The organism is Actinomadura rubrobrunea NBRC 15275, assembly GCF_001552235.1.
In the GTDB taxonomy this organism is placed as follows: Bacteria; Actinomycetota; Actinomycetes; order Streptosporangiales; family Streptosporangiaceae; genus Spirillospora; species Spirillospora viridilutea.
Genome location: NZ_BCQU01000004.1, coordinates 65454 through 82039 on the forward strand (window position 1 = coordinate 65454; position 16586 = coordinate 82039).

The window sequence follows — 16586 nt, forward strand, 5'->3', positions numbered from 1 at the left end:
TCGCTGTTCGGCGCGGACGGGCGGCGCTCACTCCTCGTCGGCGTCGCCGCGCCAGGCGATCAGGCGGTCGGTGCCGTGCCAGCCGAGCTGGGCCGCCAGCACGGCGGCCAGCGTCGCCGCGGCCAGGCCGATCAGCTGCCGCGCCTCCAGGAACAGGGACGTCGTCTGCACGATCATCCCCGCCAGCAGGGACACCAGGAAGTCCATCGACGCCTCCAGGGGACCAGCGGTCGGGGGACGGGCGCGCCGGACGTCGCGGACGGCGCGGTCCACGGGCGCGACCGACGGCGAGGCTACCAACCCCGCACGAATGCCCTGGCCAGACGGCGCGGCCGTGGAGACGGACGCCGGCGCCCCGGTGCCGCGCACCGGGGCGCCGGAAGGCGCGTCGGCGCCGCGTCCGTGAAACGCAGGTCCCGGAGAAAGGGGTGCGCGTCAGTGGAAGAAGTGGCGGACGCCGGTGAAGTAGAGGGTGACGCCCGCGTCCTTGGCGGCGGAGATCACTTCCTCGTCGCGGATCGACCCGCCCGGCTCGACGATCGCCCGCACCCCCGCCTCGGCCAGCACCTGCAGCCCGTCGGGGAAGGGGAAGTAGGCGTCGGACGCGCCGACCGCCGAGGCGGCCCGATCGCCGGCCCGCGACACCGCCAGCCGGGCCGAGTCGACCCGGTTGACCTGGCCCATGCCCACCCCGACGGTGGCGCCGTCGGCGGCGAGCAGGATCGCGTTGGACTTGACCGAGCGGCACGCCTTCCACGCGAACGCCAGGTCGCGCAGCGTGGCCTCGTCGGCGGGCGAACCGGCCTTCAGCTCCCAGTTCGCCGGGTCGTCGCCGGGGGCGTCCACCTTGTCGACGCTCTGCAGCAGGACCCCGCCGTCGATGCGCCGGTACTCGGTCGCCTCCGCCGGGCCCTCGGGGCAGCGCAGCAGCCGGATGTTCTTCTTGCGGGTGAGGATCTCCAGGGCGTCGTCGTCGAAGTCCGGCGCCACGATCACCTCGGTGAACACGTCGGCGACCTGCTCGGCCATGGCGGCGGTCACCGGGCGGTTGACGGCGATCACCCCGCCGTACGCCGACACCGGGTCGCAGGCGTGCGCCTTGCGGTGCGCCTCGGCCACGTCCGCGCCGACCGCGATGCCGCACGGGTTGGCGTGCTTGATGATCGCCACGGCGGGCTCGGCGAAGTCGTAGGCGGCCCGGCGGGCGGCGTCGGCGTCGACGTAGTTGTTGTACGACATCTCCTTGCCGTGCAGCTGCTCGGCGCCCGCCAGCCCGCCGCCCCGCGCGGACGACCCGGCGGCCGTGTAGAGCGCGGCGCGCTGGTGCGGGTTCTCCCCGTACCGCAGGACGGCCTTGCGCTCCCACGCGGCGCCGACGAACTCCGGCCAGTCCGGCCGCTCGGCGTCGCCGCCGGCCGCGTACGGGCCGGCGAACCACGAGGCGACCGCCACGTCGTAGGCGGCGGTGTGCGCGAACGCCCGCGCGGCCAGGCGGCGCCGCTCCTCCAGCGTGAAGCCGCCCGCGGCCACGGCCGCCAGCACCTCGCCGTACGCCGACGGGTCGACGACGACGGCGACGCTGGCGTGGTTCTTGGCGGCGGCGCGCACCATCGTGGGGCCGCCGATGTCGATCTGCTCGACGCACTCGTCCGGCTGGGCGCCCGAGGCGACCGTGTCGGCGAACGGGTACAGGTTCACCACGGCCAGGTCGAACGGCTCGATGTTCAGGTCGTCGAGCTGCTGGATGTGGTCCTCCTTGCGGCGGTCGGCCAGCAGCCCGGCGTGCACCTTGGGGTGCAGGGTCTTGACCCGCCCGTCCAGGCACTCGGGGAACCCGGTGAGCTTTTCGACCTTCATCACGGGCACGCCCGCGGCGGCGATCCGCGCCGCCGTGGAGCCGGTGGAGACGATCTCCACCCCGGCCTCGTGCAGCCCGCGGGCCAGCTCCTCCAGCCCCGTCTTGTCGTACACACTGATCAGCGCGCGCTTGATCGGCACCCTCGCGGGGGTCTGGGAGGCCGTCCCCCCGGATTCACTCGCGACCCGACTCACCGGTCGAGCTCCCCTCGTCTCCGCCTACGGACGTGTTGCAGGTCCTGCACTTCATGGAGACCCGCCTGCCCTTCTGGGTCCAGCCGTCGCGGGCCAGGCGGCCCACGACCTCGACCAGAAGCCTGCGCTCCACCTGCTTGATCCGCTCGTGCAGGGTTTCCTCGTCGTCATGCCAGCCGACCCGGACGGCCTCCTGGGCGATGACGGGTCCGGTGTCCACGCCTTCGTCGACGAAGTGAACGGTACAGCCCGTCACCTTCACCCCGTACGCCAGGGCGTCGCGGACGGCGTGCGCCCCGGGGAAGGCGGGCAGCAGCGCGGGATGGGTGTTGATGGTGCGGCCGCCGAACCGCTCCAGGTACCGGGGGCCGAGGATCTTCATGAACCCGGCGGAGACCACCAGGTCCGGCTCGTGCTCGGCGACGGCCTCGGCGAACGCGGCGTCCCACTGGGCGCGGTCGGGGAAGTCGCCGACGCGGACGGTGAACGTCGGCAGTCCGGCGCGTTCGGCGCGTTCCAGGCCGCCGATCCCGTCGCGGTCGGAGCCCACGGCCACCACCCGGGCCCCGTAGGCTGGATCTGCGCACGCGTCGAGCAGGGCCTGTAGGTTGGTCCCCGCGCCGGAGACGAGGACGACGAGCCGGGCGGACACCATGACTCCCTGAAACGAACGTTGGGTGAACGGACCTGCGCGGCAGTGTCCGGGGCACTGACCGCCCTGCACGAAGCCTATCGGTCGCGCTCGGCGCGCCCCTAATCCGCACCGGACCTCAGCGGCACCAGGAGGATGAACGTGAGTGAGCAGCCGGGCCAGGGCGAGGGCGGCACCGCCCCTCGCCAGGACACCGGCCGGAACCCCGGCGACGACGCCGCCCCCGGCGGCCACCCTGCGCCGCCGCCCATGGCCCCTCCGCCGATGGTTCCTCCGCCGATGGGCCCTCCCCCCGTGACCGGTCCTGTGGACCGCACCGGCTGGCGGGCGCTGTGGCTCGGCGTCGGCGCGTTGGCGCTGGCGCTCCCCTTCTACCCGCTGGGGCTGGTGCTGGGCGTCGCGTCGCTCGTGGTGGGCGCGCGGGCCCGGCGGCGGGCGCGGCAGCAGAACGGGCTCGCGCCCGGGGCGGGCCCGGGCATGGTGCTCGGCGCGGTCGGGCTCGTGATGGCGGGCGCCGCGCTGGCGGTCTCGATGGTGCTGTTGCCGGAGCTGGACGGCTACCGGAAGTGCATGGACACCGCCAACACCACCATCGACGAGAAGGCCTGCCGCGACCGCTACTTCCCGAAGATCGAAGAAAAGCTCAACCTGCCCGAGGGCAGCATGTCGCGGTCCGTCCGCTAGCCGGCCCGGCTAGCGGTCGGTGTCGGCGTCGTCCTTGAGCACGTCGTCCTTGAGCACGTAGATGGCGCCGCCGCGGTTCTCGGTGCGTTCCCGCGGCTCGGACGCGCCGCCGTCCCGGGAGCGCGGACGGTCGGGTTCCGGGCTCCTGGGCTCGGGCGCGTAGGGCTCCGCGGCCGGCTCGGCCTCGGCGGGCTCGGCCGCGGCGGCGGGCGGCGGCCCCGGGTCAGGCTCGTCGACCAGGTCGACCAGGCCGGGCAGCGGATCGACGGCGCCCGGCCGGCTGCGCGCCGTGCGGCGCGGCGCGAGGACGGGTTCGGCCTCCTCGAACTCCAGCGGATCGGGGCCGTGCGGCGGCACCGGGGGCTCCGGCGCGGCACCGGGCCGCGGGGCCGCCGCGGGCGGTGCGGCCGCCGGCTCCGGCGGCGTCGGCGCGGCCTGGGCGGCGGGTTCGGCGAGGACCGGTTCGGGCCTGCGCCGCTTGACGCGCTTGAGCGGTTTGGGGCGGGCCTTGGTCCTGCGGCGCCGCGCGGCGCGCTCGGACGGCGCCTCCTCGGACCGGCGCAGGATCAGCGCGTTCGCCGCCCACGCCGCGATCGCCGCCGAGATGCCGACCTCCAGGGCCGCCAGCAGGCCGACCCGCCAGGGCGAGGGGCCGACGGTGGCCATCCGCCCGCCGCCGATCGGGCCGCCCGACAGCGCCGCCAGCAGCGCCGCGACCCCGCCGGTCAGCGCACCGGTGAGGAAGCCCCACAGCGGCGCCGTCTCGGACGCCCGGCTGGGCATGGACCGCACCATGAGCACTCCGCCGACGGCGCCCGCGGCGAACGGGGCGATCAGCGCCGGCAGGGACGCCAGCGGCGCCGGTCCCGGCTCGGGCAGCGCCGCCAGTGGCGGGAACGCGGGGACGACGTCGAGGAACACGCCGGTCGGCGACACGCTGGTGCCCGCGCCGACGGAGAACCCCGGGCCGACGGCGTAGGACATCCCCCAGATCACCGCGTTCGGCAGGAACGCCAGCTCGATGAGCAGGAGCAGCACGCCGCCGACGATGCCCGGGGCGAGCATGTCGTACAGCCGGGTCGCCTCCCGCACGTGCGCGGCGAGGGAGGCGCCGACCAGGACGGCCCCGGAGGCCAGCAGGACGGCGAGCGCGCCCGCGACGCCGATCACCAGCGATCCGGCCCGTTCGGGCAGCAGCCGCAGCAGCGCGCCGAGCCCGGAGCGCACCCGGCGGCCCGCGGCGATGTGGGCGACGACGGACCGCGCCGCGCCCAGGCCGCCCGCGACGAGGGCGACCACGAAGCAGGCCACCACGGCCTGCCACGCGGACGGGGTGATGACCGGCGCGCTGGCGGCCAGCGCGAGCAGGCCCGCGAGCAGCGCGTACGGGACGGCCAGCGCGACCGAGACCCGCGCGACCGCGGCCCGCGGCCGGCGCCGCATGCCGCCGACCCGGATCATCCAGCCGCCGCTGCGGTACAGCAGCGCCCCGGGGATGACGAGCGGGCCGAGCGGCAGCAGCCCGACGCGGCCGTGCTCGAGGGAGAACCCGGCGTGGTGGGACACCAGCCAGAACGTCACCGCCGTCCGGAACACGCCGGGCATGCCCGCGCCGAGCGCGGTGCGCGGCGCGGCGATCCAGCCGACGAGGGTGACGGTGGTGAGCACGGCGAGCCCGATGCCGATGCACCACAGGGCTCCGACGAGCCCCGTCACGTACAGCGGACGGGCCGTCGCGGCGGCTCCGGTCGGGGCCGCCCGGCCGGACGCCGCCGACGCCCTCGGCCGTTCGGGAGGCGGTGAGGTCGCGCTGGATCCCGGGCTCACATCGCTCACGGCGTCCATGCTGGCACCCTGCGCCCGCGCAATCGGGGCCTCCGCCTCGTCCGGCGTGTCGCCTTGCTGCGGATTGGTACGGGGCGAGGTCGGTACAGGGCGAGGTCAGGCGTCGTGCCGCTCGTACAGCGCCCAGAGGCGGGGCAGGCGGCGCCGCGTCTCGGCCCTGTCCTTATCGAAGTCCTTCTCGAAGTCCCACCTGGGGGCGCGCTGGGGGAAGCGGATTCTGAACGAGCCGGCCAGGAGGTTCTCGCCGGTCGCGCTGCGGTGGGCGTCCAGGCGATGCCGAGCGCCGCCTCGGACTCCAGTTCCTCGCCGGTCTGCGCGGCGGCCCGTACGGCGGGCAGGTCGGCGAGGGAGTCGGGGTCGGCGACGGCGCGTTCGAACACCGCACGGCCCTGCAGGATCAGCCGGCCGCGGAAGTAGTCGAACCCGTCGTCGGAGCAGCCGCCGTTGATGTGGTACGCCGCGGCCCACGGGTCCGTCCGGTAGGAGTCGGCCATGAGCTGCCAGATCACCCGCTGGGCGGCGACGATCTGCTCGCGCGGGCGTTCGGCCGGCAGGGCGGCGGCCTCGGCGGCGACCGCGTCGGCGCCGGCCGGGTCGGGGACGGCGGCGCGGGCGTCCTCGACGAGCCGCCAGAAGTCGTCTCGGTCCACGGCGCCCACTCTGCCGGAGGGCCGCCGACAGGACCGCGGCGGCGACGGCGAGGCGCCGGAGAACGGAAGACGCCCGGGCCGCCGCGCGGGCGGCACGGGCGTCTTCCGCGAATCCGACGGACGCGCCGTCAGAGGTTCTGCATGATCTCCCGCATGATGCGGGCGGTCTCGCTGGGGGTCTTGCCGACGCGGACGCCGACCTTCTCCAGCGCCTCCTTCTTGGCCTGCGCGGTGCCCGCCGAGCCGGACACGATCGCGCCGGCGTGGCCCATCGTCTTGCCCTCGGGGGCGGTGAACCCGGCGACGTAGCCGACGACCGGCTTGGTGATGTGCTGCTCGATGTAGGCGGCGGCGCGCTCCTCGGCGTCCCCGCCGATCTCACCGATCATGACGATGGCGTCGGTCTCGGGGTCGTCCTGGAACGCCTGCAGCGCGTCGATGTGGGTGGTGCCGATCACCGGGTCGCCGCCGATGCCGACGCAGGTGGAGAAGCCGATGTCGCGCAGCTCGTACATCATCTGGTACGTCAGCGTGCCCGACTTGGACACCAGCCCGATGCGGCCGGGCGAGGTGATGTCGGCGGGGATGATGCCCGCGTTGGACTTGCCGGGGGACGCGATCCCGGGGCAGTTGGGGCCGATGATGCGGGTCTTGTTGCCCTTGGACCCGGCGTAGGCCCAGAAGTGGGCGGTGTCGTGCACCGGGATGCCCTCGGTGATCACCACGCACAGCGGGATCTCCGCGTCGATCGCCTCGACCACGGCGTCCTTGGTGAACTTCGGCGGGACGAACACCACCGACACGTCGGCGCCGGTCTCGGCCATGGCCTCCCGCACGGTGCCGAACACCGGCAGCACGGTGCCGTCGAAGTCGACGCGCTGCCCGGCCTTGCGGGCGTTGACGCCGCCGACGACCTTGGCGCCCGCGGCGAGCATCCGGCGGGAGTGCTTCATGCCCTCCGAGCCGGTCATGCCCTGCACGATGATCTTGCTGTTCTCGGTCAACCAGATGGCCATGCTCATGCACCTGCCGCAGCGAGTTCCGCGGCGCGCCGGGCCGCGTCGTCCATGGTCTCGACCTGCTCGACGCCGGGCAGCGCCGCGTCGCTGAGGATCTTGCGGCCCAGCTCGGCGTTGTTGCCGTCGAGCCGGACCACCAGCGGCCGGTCGACGCTCTCGCCGCGCTCGGCCAGCAGCTTGTACGCGGACACGATGCCGTTGGCGACGGCGTCGCAGGCCGTGATGCCGCCGAACACGTTGACGAAGACGGCCTTGACGTCGGGGTCCGACAGCACGATCTCCAGGCCGTTGGCCATCACGTCGGCGGAGGCGCCGCCGCCGATGTCCAGGAAGTTGGCCGGCTTCTGCCCGCCGAACTGCTCGCCCGCGTAGGCGACGACGTCCAGCGTGGACATGACCAGGCCGGCGCCGTTGCCGATGACGCCGACGGTGCCGTCCAGCTTCACGTAGTTGAGGTCCTTGGCCTTGGCGCGCGCCTCCAGCGGGTCGGTCGTCGCCTTGTCCTCCAGGGCCTCGTGCTCGGGCTGGCGGAACGCGGCGTTGTCGTCGAGGGTGACCTTGCCGTCGAGCGCCTTCACCTGCCCGTCGGTGGTCAGGATCATCGGGTTGACCTCGACCAGGGTGGCGTCCTCGTCGACGAACACCGCCCACAGCCGCTCGATGAGCGTGGCCGCGCCCTCCTGCGCCTCGGGCGGCAGCTTGCCCGCCCGGGCGATCTCCAGGGCCTTGGCGCGGTCGACGCCCTCCAGCGCCGACACCGGCACCTTGGCCACGGCCTCGGGCTTGGTCGCGGCGACCTCCTCGATCTCCATGCCGCCCTCGGCGGAGCAGATCGACAGGAAGGTGCGGTTGGCGCGGTCGAGCAGGAAGGAGAAGTAGTACTCCTGCGCGATCGCGCTGCCCTCCTCGACGAGGACCTTGTGGACCATGTGGCCCTTGATGTCCATGCCGAGGATCTGGTCGGCCAGGGCTTCGGCCTCGTCGGCGGTGTCGGCCAGCTTCACGCCGCCCGCCTTGCCGCGACCACCGGTCTTCACCTGGGCCTTGACGACGACCTTCGAGGCCCCCGCGGCGAACAGCTCCTCCGCGGCGGCCCGGGCTTCCTGAGGAGTATGGGCGACCTTGCCGGTAGGCACCGGTACCCCGTACTCGGCGAAGAGCTCCTTCGCCTGATGTTCGAACAGGTCCACGAGGCGTCCCTTGTTACGGATCGACAGCTGATGACCGCGCGAGTGGGGGTGTGAACACGGGGGTCCGTGCGGCCGCCACACCCTGCGGTCCGCTCCGTCGATGCAGCCTAGCCCCTCACAAAGAGTGACCGGACGACAGGGGGAAGCCTCTGCACGGGATCTCCGCCATGGTGACACGTCCCGGGCGGTGTTCGCGAGCGGGACGTCCGCCCTGATCAGCGCGGGTGTGTGGTCGCCGTCCCCTGCCGTGACGGAAATGGCACCTGAGAAGGATGTCGCTTTCGCCCTACGGGAGGTGAATCGCGGGCGTCTCCTTTGGTGTACTTGGCTTCGCCTTGCTTTGACGCGGGGTGAAGAAGGGGAGAAGGGGCGGTGGCCGAGGACCAGCAGGGGGTTGCGCGGGCCGGCGGTCCGCGCAAGGTGCGGCGCGCGGTGGCGATGCTGCTCGTCGCGGGGCTGGCGGCCACCTGCGGGGCGCGCATGCCCAGCGCGGCCGGACCCGGGTGGCACAGCCCGGGGCTCGTGGGCGGCGGCGGATGGCCGTTCGCCGGGGTGCCGCTGAACCCCGACGACGAGGACGGCGCCGCGTACCTGCCGGGCAGCTCGGTGGTGCTGCTGCGGGACGGCCGGGTGCGGCTCGTGCCGCTCGGCGGCGAGACGGCCGTCACGGTCCCGGCGTCCGATCCGCGGGTGGCGCAGGCCGTGCGGTCCGACCGGCGGTGGCTGGCCCGCGGCACGGTCCCGGGGCGGACGCCGCTCGACCGGGAGATGGCCGAGCGGGCGCTGCTCGACCTGCGGCTGCTGACCCGTCCCAACGGGGCGTCGCTCGCGTCCTGGTACGGGCCGTGGCGGTACGCCTGGCCCCGGGACGCGGCGTTCGCGGCGGCGGCGTTCGCCGTCACCGGCCACGCCCACGAGGCGCGGCAGGTGCTGCGGTTCCTGGAGAGCGTGCAGACCGACGACGGCCGGTGGGCCGCCCGGTACCACCCCGACGGCCGCGCGGTCACCGACGGCCGCGCCCCGCAGCTGGACTCGCTGGGCTGGGTCGTGTGGGCGAGCTGGCTCGTCCACACGCAGGACCCGGCCCGGACGGGACGGCAGCCGGAGCTGTGGCGGATGGTGGCGCGCGCCGCCGACCGGATGGCGCGGTCGCTCGACTCTGAGGGCCTGCCCCCGCCGTCGTCGGACTACTTCGAGCGCTCGCCGAGCACCGAACAGGACCCCGACAGCCCCACCCTGGGCGTGGTCGGGCCGATGCTGGCGGGGCTGCGCGCGGCGGCCGCCCTGGCGCGCGAGCGCGGCGACGAGCAGCGGGAGCTGCGCTGGCAGGAGGCCGCGCGGCGGCTGTCGGACGCGGTGGCGCGGCGGTTCGCCCCCTACGGCTATCCGCGGTCGCCGATACGCGGCGGCCGCATGGACACCTCCGTGACCTTCGTCGCGCCGCCGTTCGCGCCGCAGGACCCGGGCGTGGACGCGGCGGTGCTGAACGCGGCCGCGCGGCTCAGGCTGCCGAACGGCGGCGTCCTGCCCGGCGAGAAGTGGGCGGGCAACCGGACCGTGGCGTGGACGCCGGAGACGGCGATGTTCGCGCTGGCCGCCGCGTCGGCGGGCCGCACGGACGAGGCCCGGGCGCGCCTGGACTGGCTGGCCCGGCACCGCACGTCGCTGGGCGCGCTGCCGGAGAAGGTGGACGCCAAGGGACGCCAGGCCGGGGTGGCGCCGCTGGGCTGGACGGCGGCGCTGGTGCTGCTGACCCTGACCGCGCTCGACCGTCCCCTGCCGGTGCCGCCGCCCTGACCGATCGCGGCGCGCGCCTTGCGGGCCGGGGCGCCGCTTCTGGACAGTGGCGTGCATGCCGACCGTCGTACTTCTCGGGACGCTGGACACCAAGGGCGCCGAGCACGCGTGGCTGCGGGAGCGGCTCGTCCGGCTGGGCAACGCGGTGATCCTCGTCGACACCGGGGTCCTGGACGAACCGCAGACCGTCGCCGACGTCCCGCGCGAGGAGGTCGCCCGCGCCGCCGGCACCACCCTGGCCGAGCTGCGCGCGCAGGGCGACCGCGGCGTGGCCGTGGCGGCGATGGCGCGCGGCGCCGCCCGGATCGTGACGCGCCTGTACGAGGAGGGCCGGCTGCACGGCGTGGCGTCGGTCGGCGGCAGCGGCAACTCGTCGATCTCCGCCGCGGCGATGCGGGCGCTGCCGCTGGGCGTGCCGAAGCTGCTGGTGTCGAGCATGGCGTCGGGCGACGTGTCCCCCTACGTCGGCGGCTCGGACCTGACGCTGATGTACACGGTCGTGGACGTGGCCGGGCTGAACCGCGTCTCCCTGCCGATCCTCGCCAACGCCGCCGACGCGATCTCGGGGATGGCGGCGGGCTTCGCCGCGGGCCGGCCCGCCCCGCCGGACGACCGGCCGCTGATCGGCGCGACGATGGCGGGCGTCACGACCCCGGGCGTGCGCGCCGCCGCACGCCGCCTCGCCGACCTCGGCTACGAGACGCTGGTGTTCCACGCCACGGGCGCGGGCGGGCGCTCGTTCGAGGAGATGACCGGCGGCGGCGCGTTCGCGGGCGTCCTGGACGCCACGCTGCTGGAGCTGTCGACCGAGCTGGTCGGGGGCGTCGGCGCGGCCGGTCCGGACCGGCTGCGCGGCGCGGGCCGCCACGGCCTGCCGCAGGTGGTGAGCCTGGGCGCCCTCGACATGGCCAAGTTCGGACCGCGGGTGCCGGAGCGGTTCCGGGACCGGCACGTCCACGTGCACAACCCGTCGGTCACGGTGATCCGCACGACCCCGCAGGAGTGCGCCGAGCTGGGCCGCCGCGTCGCGGCCAGGCTCCGCGGGGCCGCCGGCCCGACCTCGCTGTTCCTGCCGCTGCGCGGCCTGTCCACGCTGAGCGGCCCCGGCGGGCCGTACCACTCGCCGTCCACCGACGCCGTGCTGTTCGACGCGGTGCGCGACGGCCTGCGCGGCTCCGCCGTGGAGATCGTCGAGCTGGACACCCACCTCAACGACCCCGCCTTCGGCGCGGCCATGGCCGACCGCCTGCACGAGCTGATCACGGGCGCCCGGCTCCCGGCCGGCGCGACCCGCACGGCGCCCTAGGCTTCCGCCTTGTTCGCCGCCGTCCACTCCTCGGCGAGCAGCGACCAGATCTGCTCGTCCCGGCGTTCTCCGTTGACGAGGAACGCGCGCCGCCGCGTCCCCTCGTAGCGCATGCCGAGCCGCTTGGCGACGGCCTGGCTGCGCGTGTTGTCGGGCGCGCACCGCCACTCCACGCGCGTCATGCCGCGCTCCCCCACCGCCCAGTCGATCATGTGCCGGACGGCGCGGGTGACCAGGCCGCGGCCCCGCGCCGCGGCCTCCAGCCAGACCCCGATCTCGCAGACGCCCGCCTGCACGTCGAACGTCCGGAACGCGGTGCCGCCCCGCAGCACGCCGTCCACCCAGATCCCGTAGAGGCGGCCCTTGTCAGCGGCCTGCCGGTCGGCGTAGGCGCGCAGGAACGCCCGGGCGGATTCGACGTCCCTCACCCGCGCGGCCCAGGGGATCCAGTCGACGATGTCCGGACGCGCCCGCTCGCCGTGCGCGAGGAACTCCTCCGCCTGCCACGGCTCCAGCGGGCGCAACTCCGCGCCGTCTCCCAGGGCGACAGCGAACACGCTGACCTCCGCAGTGCACACTCACGTTTCCCAGCGGCCCTCTGCGCGCCGCGCTCCCTTCGGGCGGCCCGGCTGCGCCGTTCGCGCGGTTCACCGCGCCGCGGCCGGACCGAACCGTACATGCGCGATGACGGGGAAATGGTCCGACGGATACACGCCGCCGGAGTGCCAGGGATCGATTTCGCTCCACAGCGTCTCGACCCGTCCCCGCGCCAGAATCCAGTCGACCCGTCTGCCGCCCGGCACCGGCGGCTTCCAGCGCGCGTCCGTCTTGTATTGCGTACTGCGCCGACGGGCCGTCACCCACGTGTCCTGCAACGCGTCCGCGCCGGTGAGGATCGAGTACGCCCGCGAGTCTCCGGCCGTGTCGTTGAAATCCCCGGTGACGAGCACCGGGACGCCCGGCTGGAATCCGCGCACCCTTTTCAGGACCAGCTCGGCGCTCTTCTCCCGAGCGCGCTCCGACTCGTGGTCGAAGTGCGTGTTGAGCTGGTAGAGCACCGTGCCCGTCCGACGGTCGCGCAGCTTGACCCAGGTCGCCATCCGCACGTACCGGTTGCCCCACGTCGCCGACCCGATGACGTGCGGCGTGTCGGACAGCCAGAAGTGGTCGAAGTCCAAGAGCTCGAACCGGTCGGCCCTGTAGAAGACGGCGACGAACTGGTCCCGTGTCCCGCCGCGCAGGCCCATGCCGATCCACCGGTGCCCCGGAAGCGCCCGTTCCAGATCCCGCATCTGCGGCCACTTGGCCTCCTGCACGCCGAGCAGGTCCGGGTCGTGGCGCCGCAGCAGCCGTTTCACCAGCGGCAGCCGCGTCCGCCAGTCCCGAGGCGGCGGATCGGCGACCCCTCGCACGTTGTAGGTCATCACGCGCACCGTCGGATCCGGCTCCGTCACGGGCCATGCCACCACGGCGCCGGACATGCCGAGCGTCGCCACGCCCGCCACGAGGCTCCAGAGCCACCTCCGCCGCACCGGCCATTCGGAACGGGACATCCAGCCCCTTCCACAGAGAGGGCCACACGATCAACAGTAACCGTTCCCCGTGAACGTCCAAGAGCCCTCGATCCCGCCGCGCACCGCCCCAAAGCACACGGGCCTCCGCGCCCCCGTGACCGCCGCGGCCGCACGCGGGGAGCCGAGACCCTCCGGGCAGACCGCCGTTCCAGCCGCACCTCGCAGGCAGCACCTGCCCGGCGGTGACGGCCCCACACGGCCTCCACCGACCGGCGTGCCGGGGGAGCGGGACGGCCGTCGCGCACCGTCCAGGCTCAGTGCGCTGCGGTACGCGGCGTCTCCTTGCCCGAAGGCAGGGGATGTCCCTGGACGGCGCGGCCCTGGACGGCGCGGCGCGGACGGCGGCCGGTCGGGCGCGCTTCGGCGATCAGGCGTCCGCCCGCTCGTACGTCAGGTTGAGGACGCCGGTGCTGAAGGTCCGCGAGCCGGTCAGGCGGAGCGGCACCTGCGGACCGTCGTCGAAGAGGCGCTTGCCGGCGCCCACCACGATCGGGTGCACCAGGAGGTGCAGCTCGTCCAGGAGCCCTTCGCGCAGCAGGGAGCGGACGAGGGTGCCGCTGCCGGTGATGCCGAGGTTCTTGCCGGGCTGCTGCTTCAGCCGGGCCAGTTCCTTGTACACGTCGCCGCTGATGAGCGTCGAGTTCTGCCACTCGGCCGAGGTCAGGGTGTTGGACACGACGTACTTCGGGATGCCGTTCATGCGGTCGGCGAGCTCGTCGGTGGAGGTGGGCCAGTATGCCGCGAACTCCTCGTACGTCCGTCGGCCGAAGAGCATGGCGTCGCTGCCCTCCAGCAGGGCCTCGACGGCCTCCCCCATCTCGTCGTTGAAGTACGACAGATGCCACTGGTCGGGGGCCTCCACCACCCCGTCGAGCGAGATGAACAGGCCGCTGACGATCTTCCTCATGGTTCGTCTCCTCGTGTCTGTCAGGCGGACAGACGGGCCAGCCACGCCCGCCACGCCTGTTCGGTCCCCGTGCGGTCCACGTCCTCGGCGAACAGGTGGTGGGTGACGATCATCGGGCCCCGGAAACCCGCGATGAAGCGGTACAGGGCGTCGCGGGTGCGGATCCCGATCGCGTCCGGGTTGACGAAGTCGACGACGCCGTCGATCGCCGGCAGACCGTCCGGCGCGGCCCGCACCCGGTCGCCGACCGCCGGATCGGCGGCCAGCCCCAGGGCGGCCGGGACCCGGTCGAACACCGCCCGCGCGTCCGACGTCATCGGCGCGGCCACCGTGATCGGCGTCGCGGTGCGGCCGGGAAAGTGGGTGAGGTACGCGACGAGCGTCGCGAAGTACATCGCGCCGCCCTTGAGCATCGCGTCGTACTCGTCCTCCCAGTCGTCGCCGGGCAGGAAGCCGTTGGTCACCAGGCGCAGCACCGTGCCGCCCTGCTCGCGCCCCTCGATGAGGAACTCGAACGCGACGAAACGCCCGTCCGGGCCCTCGTCGCCGCGGTAGGCGAACCGGCGCAGCGGCTCCCACGCGGTGACCTCGGACTCCATCACGTACCCGCCCAGGTCGGTGCGGACCGAGCCGCCCTCGCCCGGCTCCACCTCGGTGCGTCCCATGAACCAGGAGTCGATGCCGGGGCCGCTGGCGATCGCCTCCCACACCTGCTCCGGAGTCGCGTCGACCTCGACCTCGTCGTGCTGCTCCCATTCGCGGCCCATGTCAGGACTCTTCCTTCTTCACCGGGCCGCCTGCGGCCGACACGGCGGGATGGACGGCGACGACGATCCGATGCGTACGGCCCCCGGCGGCCTTCTCGTCGTGGTAGCGGCCCACGAGCGCGGTGACCGTCCGGGCCAGTTCCTCGGCGAAGGCGGCCCGGTCGGCCGCCGAGGCGAAGCGCACCTCGCCCTCGATCGCGAACGTCGCCACCGGCTTGCCGGCCCGCACCGCGCCGTTGATCAGCGCCCCCACCTCCCGGACCAGCCGCGCGGCCAGGGCGAGCAGCCACCGCGCCGACAGGCGGTCGGGGGCCCGCCCGGGGTCGGGCGCGACCGCGGCCAGGGCCTCGGGGGAGATCACGTACGACGCCGCGGTCGCCCGCAGCACCCGCTCGGTCATGTTGCCCTTGCGGCGTTCCTCGACCAGTTCCACCAGCCCGCGCCGCTCTAGTTCGCGCAGGTGGTAGTTGACCTTCTGCCGGGGCAGCCCGACACGGTCGGCCAGCGCCTTCGCCGAGGCCGGCTCGGTCAGCTCGGCCAGCAGCCGGGCCCGTATGGGGTCCAGCGAGACGGCGGCCACCGCCGGATCCTCGATCACCGCCACGTCCAACATGCGCCCAGCGTCTCACCGACAACTTCTCTTGTCAAGACAAGATTTTTTGTCGGTCCCGGACCAGCGCATCCGCAGCCACGGCCACCAGCGCACAGTGGAGTAAGACGACCACCACGACCAGGCAGGGCTGCACATCCCGGAGTGCAGGCAACCTGGCTGCTGAACACCGAGGACGCGCCTGAGAGCCGGACGGCCAGCCGGGACGGACCCGGCTCGGCTCCACCAGACCTCAAAAGCACCGTCAGCACCCGGACGAGAACAGGTCGGAGGGGTACCTCTCGGCCCTGGCGCGCACGTCGTCCATCGTCAGAACGCTGCAATCGGGCCGCAGCATCAGCAGCGGCACGCTGCGGGCGGCGCGCGGGGGCTGGAGCGTCCCTGCGCGCCGCCCTGTCGCCACGGTGATCCCTCTGCTGCTGGGCATGGCGGTGGTGGGAGCACCGGGTGACACCTCTTTCGGTGTCATCTCGCCATGTCGTCTCGGTGTCAGGAGAGGGTGATGACGTGGCGGGTGTTGGGGGCGGTGCCGTCCGCCATGGCGGCGAGGACGGCGGGCGCCTCGTCCAGGGTGATCGGGGTGATCTCCGGGACGATGCCGTGGGCGGCGGCGAAGGCGAGGGTGTCGCGCATGTCGTGCGGCGAGCCGGACGGCATGCCCATCACCCGGATGCGGTTGGCCACCAGCGCGAACGGCGGGATGTGCAGCGGGCCCTCGCCGACGCCCAGGATGACGAGCGTGCCGTCGGGGGCGATGCCGCCGACGGCGGCCTCGGCCGGCCCGTTGGCGGGCGCGGTGTGCAGGACCACATCGGCGCCGCCGTCCCAGGCGCGCAGGGCCTCGGCCGGGTCCTGCTCCTCGGTGGCGATGAACAGCTCGGCGCCGAGGCGCTTGGCCCGGTCCTCGGCGCGGCGGCTGCGGGACACCACCGCGACGCGGGCGCCCATCGCGACGGCGAACCGGACCGCCATGGTGCCGACGCCGCCGGTGCCCAGCACGGCGACCTTCGAGCCGGGACGGGCGCCGCCGTGCCGCAGCCCGTTGAAACCGGTGATGCCCGCGCACATCAGCGGGGCGGCGGCGACCGGGTCCAGGCCGTCCGGCAGCGGGGTGACGTAGCCCGCCTTGGCGATCATGTATTCGGCGTACCCGCCGTCCAGGGTGATTCCGGTGGCCCGCTTGGCCGGGCACAGGACCTGGTCGCCGCGCACGCACAGGTCGCAGTGGCCGCAGGAGTCGTACAGCCACTGCGCGCCGACCCGGGTGCCGACGGCCGGGAAGTCCACGCCGGCGCCCACGGCCTCGACCACGCCGCTGACCTCGTGGCCCGGCACGGTCGGGAAGCGGCCGAACGGGTAGCGGTCGTTCAGGTGGACGACCTCCGAGTAGCACATCCCGCAGGCGACCACCCTGATCAGCACCTCGCCGGGGCCGGGCTCGGGGACCGGCCGGTCCTCGACCGTCAGCGCCGTGCGCGGCGCGGTCATGACTGCTGCTCGCATCGTCTGCTCCTCACCTCAGGTTCGAAATCG

At 74.0% G+C, this 16586-nt stretch carries 17 protein-coding genes; 3 read left to right on the top strand and 14 right to left on the bottom strand.

Going from position 1 to position 16586, the window contains the following annotated elements:
- Positions 1 to 27 precede the first annotated feature (27 nt).
- The 3 genes from AR3_RS30190 to purN all read right to left on the bottom strand — a co-directional run bounded on the left by AR3_RS30190 (position 28) and on the right by purN (position 2707).
- Positions 28 to 273, bottom strand: coding sequence for a hypothetical protein (locus AR3_RS30190; protein WP_106258873.1), 246 nt, complete (start codon positions 271 to 273; stop codon positions 28 to 30).
- Between the two features lie 162 nt (positions 274 to 435).
- Positions 436 to 1998, bottom strand: a complete 1563-nt coding sequence (gene purH, locus AR3_RS02170; RefSeq protein WP_106258871.1) for a bifunctional phosphoribosylaminoimidazolecarboxamide formyltransferase/IMP cyclohydrolase — start codon at positions 1996 to 1998, stop codon at positions 436 to 438.
- Between the two features lie 34 nt (positions 1999 to 2032).
- Positions 2033 to 2707: a phosphoribosylglycinamide formyltransferase gene (gene purN, locus AR3_RS02175; RefSeq protein ID WP_067907468.1), complete on the bottom strand. Its 675-nt coding sequence runs from the start codon at positions 2705 to 2707 to the stop codon at positions 2033 to 2035.
- Between the two features lie 138 nt (positions 2708 to 2845).
- On the opposite strand from purN, the gene AR3_RS02180 reads away from it, so the two are divergent.
- Positions 2846 to 3388 (top strand): hypothetical protein, encoded by a 543-nt coding sequence (locus AR3_RS02180; RefSeq protein WP_106258869.1) that lies wholly within the window; start codon positions 2846 to 2848, stop codon positions 3386 to 3388.
- Positions 3389 to 3397: 9 nt separating this feature from the next.
- Here AR3_RS02180 and AR3_RS02185 read toward each other — a convergent pair whose 3' ends face one another.
- The 4 genes from AR3_RS02185 to sucC form a co-directional block, all read right to left on the bottom strand.
- Positions 3398 to 5224, bottom strand: coding sequence for a cell division protein PerM (locus tag AR3_RS02185; protein ID WP_227023220.1), 1827 nt, complete (start codon positions 5222 to 5224; stop codon positions 3398 to 3400).
- Complete coding sequence (locus tag AR3_RS02190) at positions 5221 to 5883, bottom strand: DUF4240 domain-containing protein (RefSeq protein ID WP_217998418.1); 663 nt, start codon at positions 5881 to 5883, stop codon at positions 5221 to 5223. Before AR3_RS02190 ends, AR3_RS02185 begins: the two co-directional genes overlap by 4 nt.
- 128 nt (positions 5884 to 6011) lie before the next feature.
- Positions 6012 to 6899, bottom strand: a complete 888-nt coding sequence (gene sucD / locus AR3_RS02195; RefSeq protein WP_067907474.1) for a succinate--CoA ligase subunit alpha — start codon at positions 6897 to 6899, stop codon at positions 6012 to 6014.
- Between the two features lie 2 nt (positions 6900 to 6901).
- Positions 6902 to 8092 (bottom strand): ADP-forming succinate--CoA ligase subunit beta, encoded by a 1191-nt coding sequence (gene sucC / locus AR3_RS02200; protein ID WP_067907477.1) that lies wholly within the window; start codon positions 8090 to 8092, stop codon positions 6902 to 6904.
- A gap of 372 nt (positions 8093 to 8464) precedes the next feature.
- On the opposite strand from sucC, the gene AR3_RS02205 reads away from it, so the two are divergent.
- Positions 8465 to 9889 carry a glycoside hydrolase family 15 protein gene (locus AR3_RS02205; RefSeq protein WP_067907480.1) on the top strand — a complete coding sequence of 475 codons (1425 nt, stop codon included), beginning with the start codon at positions 8465 to 8467 and terminating at the stop codon, positions 9887 to 9889.
- 55 nt (positions 9890 to 9944) lie between these two features.
- On the top strand, positions 9945 to 11195 hold the full coding sequence (locus tag AR3_RS02210) for a Tm-1-like ATP-binding domain-containing protein (protein ID WP_067907483.1): 1251 nt from the start codon (positions 9945 to 9947) through the stop codon (positions 11193 to 11195).
- Here the strand turns inward: AR3_RS02210 and AR3_RS02215 are convergent.
- From AR3_RS02215 to AR3_RS02245, 7 genes are all read right to left on the bottom strand, one after another.
- Entirely contained in the window at positions 11192 to 11752 is a 561-nt protein-coding gene (locus tag AR3_RS02215) for a GNAT family N-acetyltransferase (protein WP_067907490.1), read from the bottom strand. The genes AR3_RS02210 and AR3_RS02215 overlap by 4 nt on opposite strands.
- 90 nt (positions 11753 to 11842) lie before the next feature.
- A complete protein-coding gene (locus AR3_RS02220) occupies positions 11843 to 12748 on the bottom strand; it encodes an endonuclease/exonuclease/phosphatase family protein (RefSeq protein WP_083950850.1) in 906 nt (301 codons plus the stop codon).
- A gap of 388 nt (positions 12749 to 13136) precedes the next feature.
- Positions 13137 to 13676 carry a dihydrofolate reductase family protein gene (locus AR3_RS02225; protein ID WP_067907497.1) on the bottom strand — a complete coding sequence of 180 codons (540 nt, stop codon included), beginning with the start codon at positions 13674 to 13676 and terminating at the stop codon, positions 13137 to 13139.
- A 20-nt stretch (positions 13677 to 13696) separates the two neighbouring features.
- A complete protein-coding gene (locus AR3_RS02230; protein ID WP_067907500.1) occupies positions 13697 to 14443 on the bottom strand; it encodes an SRPBCC family protein in 747 nt (248 codons plus the stop codon).
- Between the two features lies 1 nt (position 14444).
- Entirely contained in the window at positions 14445 to 15056 is a 612-nt protein-coding gene (locus AR3_RS02235; RefSeq protein WP_174545413.1) for an ArsR/SmtB family transcription factor, read from the bottom strand.
- Between the two features lie 241 nt (positions 15057 to 15297).
- Positions 15298 to 15480 carry a hypothetical protein gene (locus AR3_RS02240; protein WP_067907503.1) on the bottom strand — a complete coding sequence of 61 codons (183 nt, stop codon included), beginning with the start codon at positions 15478 to 15480 and terminating at the stop codon, positions 15298 to 15300.
- Between the two features lie 62 nt (positions 15481 to 15542).
- A complete protein-coding gene (locus AR3_RS02245) occupies positions 15543 to 16556 on the bottom strand; it encodes an alcohol dehydrogenase catalytic domain-containing protein (protein WP_067907506.1) in 1014 nt (337 codons plus the stop codon).
- Positions 16557 to 16586: the final 30 nt, after the last annotated feature.

What these genes read in the sequence shown, in the direction of transcription:
- AR3_RS02240 (WP_067907503.1), bottom strand. Translation starts at nt 15,480, where the DNA reads ATGCCCAGCAGCAGAGGGATCACCGTGGCGACAGGGCGGCGCGCAGGG.
- AR3_RS02235 (WP_174545413.1), bottom strand. Translation starts at nt 15,056, where the DNA reads ATGTTGGACGTGGCGGTGATCGAGGATCCGGCGGTGGCCGCCGTCTCG.
- purN (WP_067907468.1), bottom strand. Translation starts at nt 2,707, where the DNA reads ATGGTGTCCGCCCGGCTCGTCGTCCTCGTCTCCGGCGCGGGGACCAAC.
- AR3_RS02230 (WP_067907500.1), bottom strand. Translation starts at nt 14,443, where the DNA reads ATGGGCCGCGAATGGGAGCAGCACGACGAGGTCGAGGTCGACGCGACT.
- AR3_RS02225 (WP_067907497.1), bottom strand. Translation starts at nt 13,676, where the DNA reads ATGAGGAAGATCGTCAGCGGCCTGTTCATCTCGCTCGACGGGGTGGTG.
- AR3_RS02210 (WP_067907483.1), top strand. Translation starts at nt 9,945, where the DNA reads ATGCCGACCGTCGTACTTCTCGGGACGCTGGACACCAAGGGCGCCGAG.
- sucD (WP_067907474.1), bottom strand. Translation starts at nt 6,899, where the DNA reads ATGGCCATCTGGTTGACCGAGAACAGCAAGATCATCGTGCAGGGCATG.
- AR3_RS02245 (WP_067907506.1), bottom strand. Translation starts at nt 16,556, where the DNA reads ATGCGAGCAGCAGTCATGACCGCGCCGCGCACGGCGCTGACGGTCGAG.
- AR3_RS02220 (WP_083950850.1), bottom strand. Translation starts at nt 12,748, where the DNA reads ATGTCCCGTTCCGAATGGCCGGTGCGGCGGAGGTGGCTCTGGAGCCTC.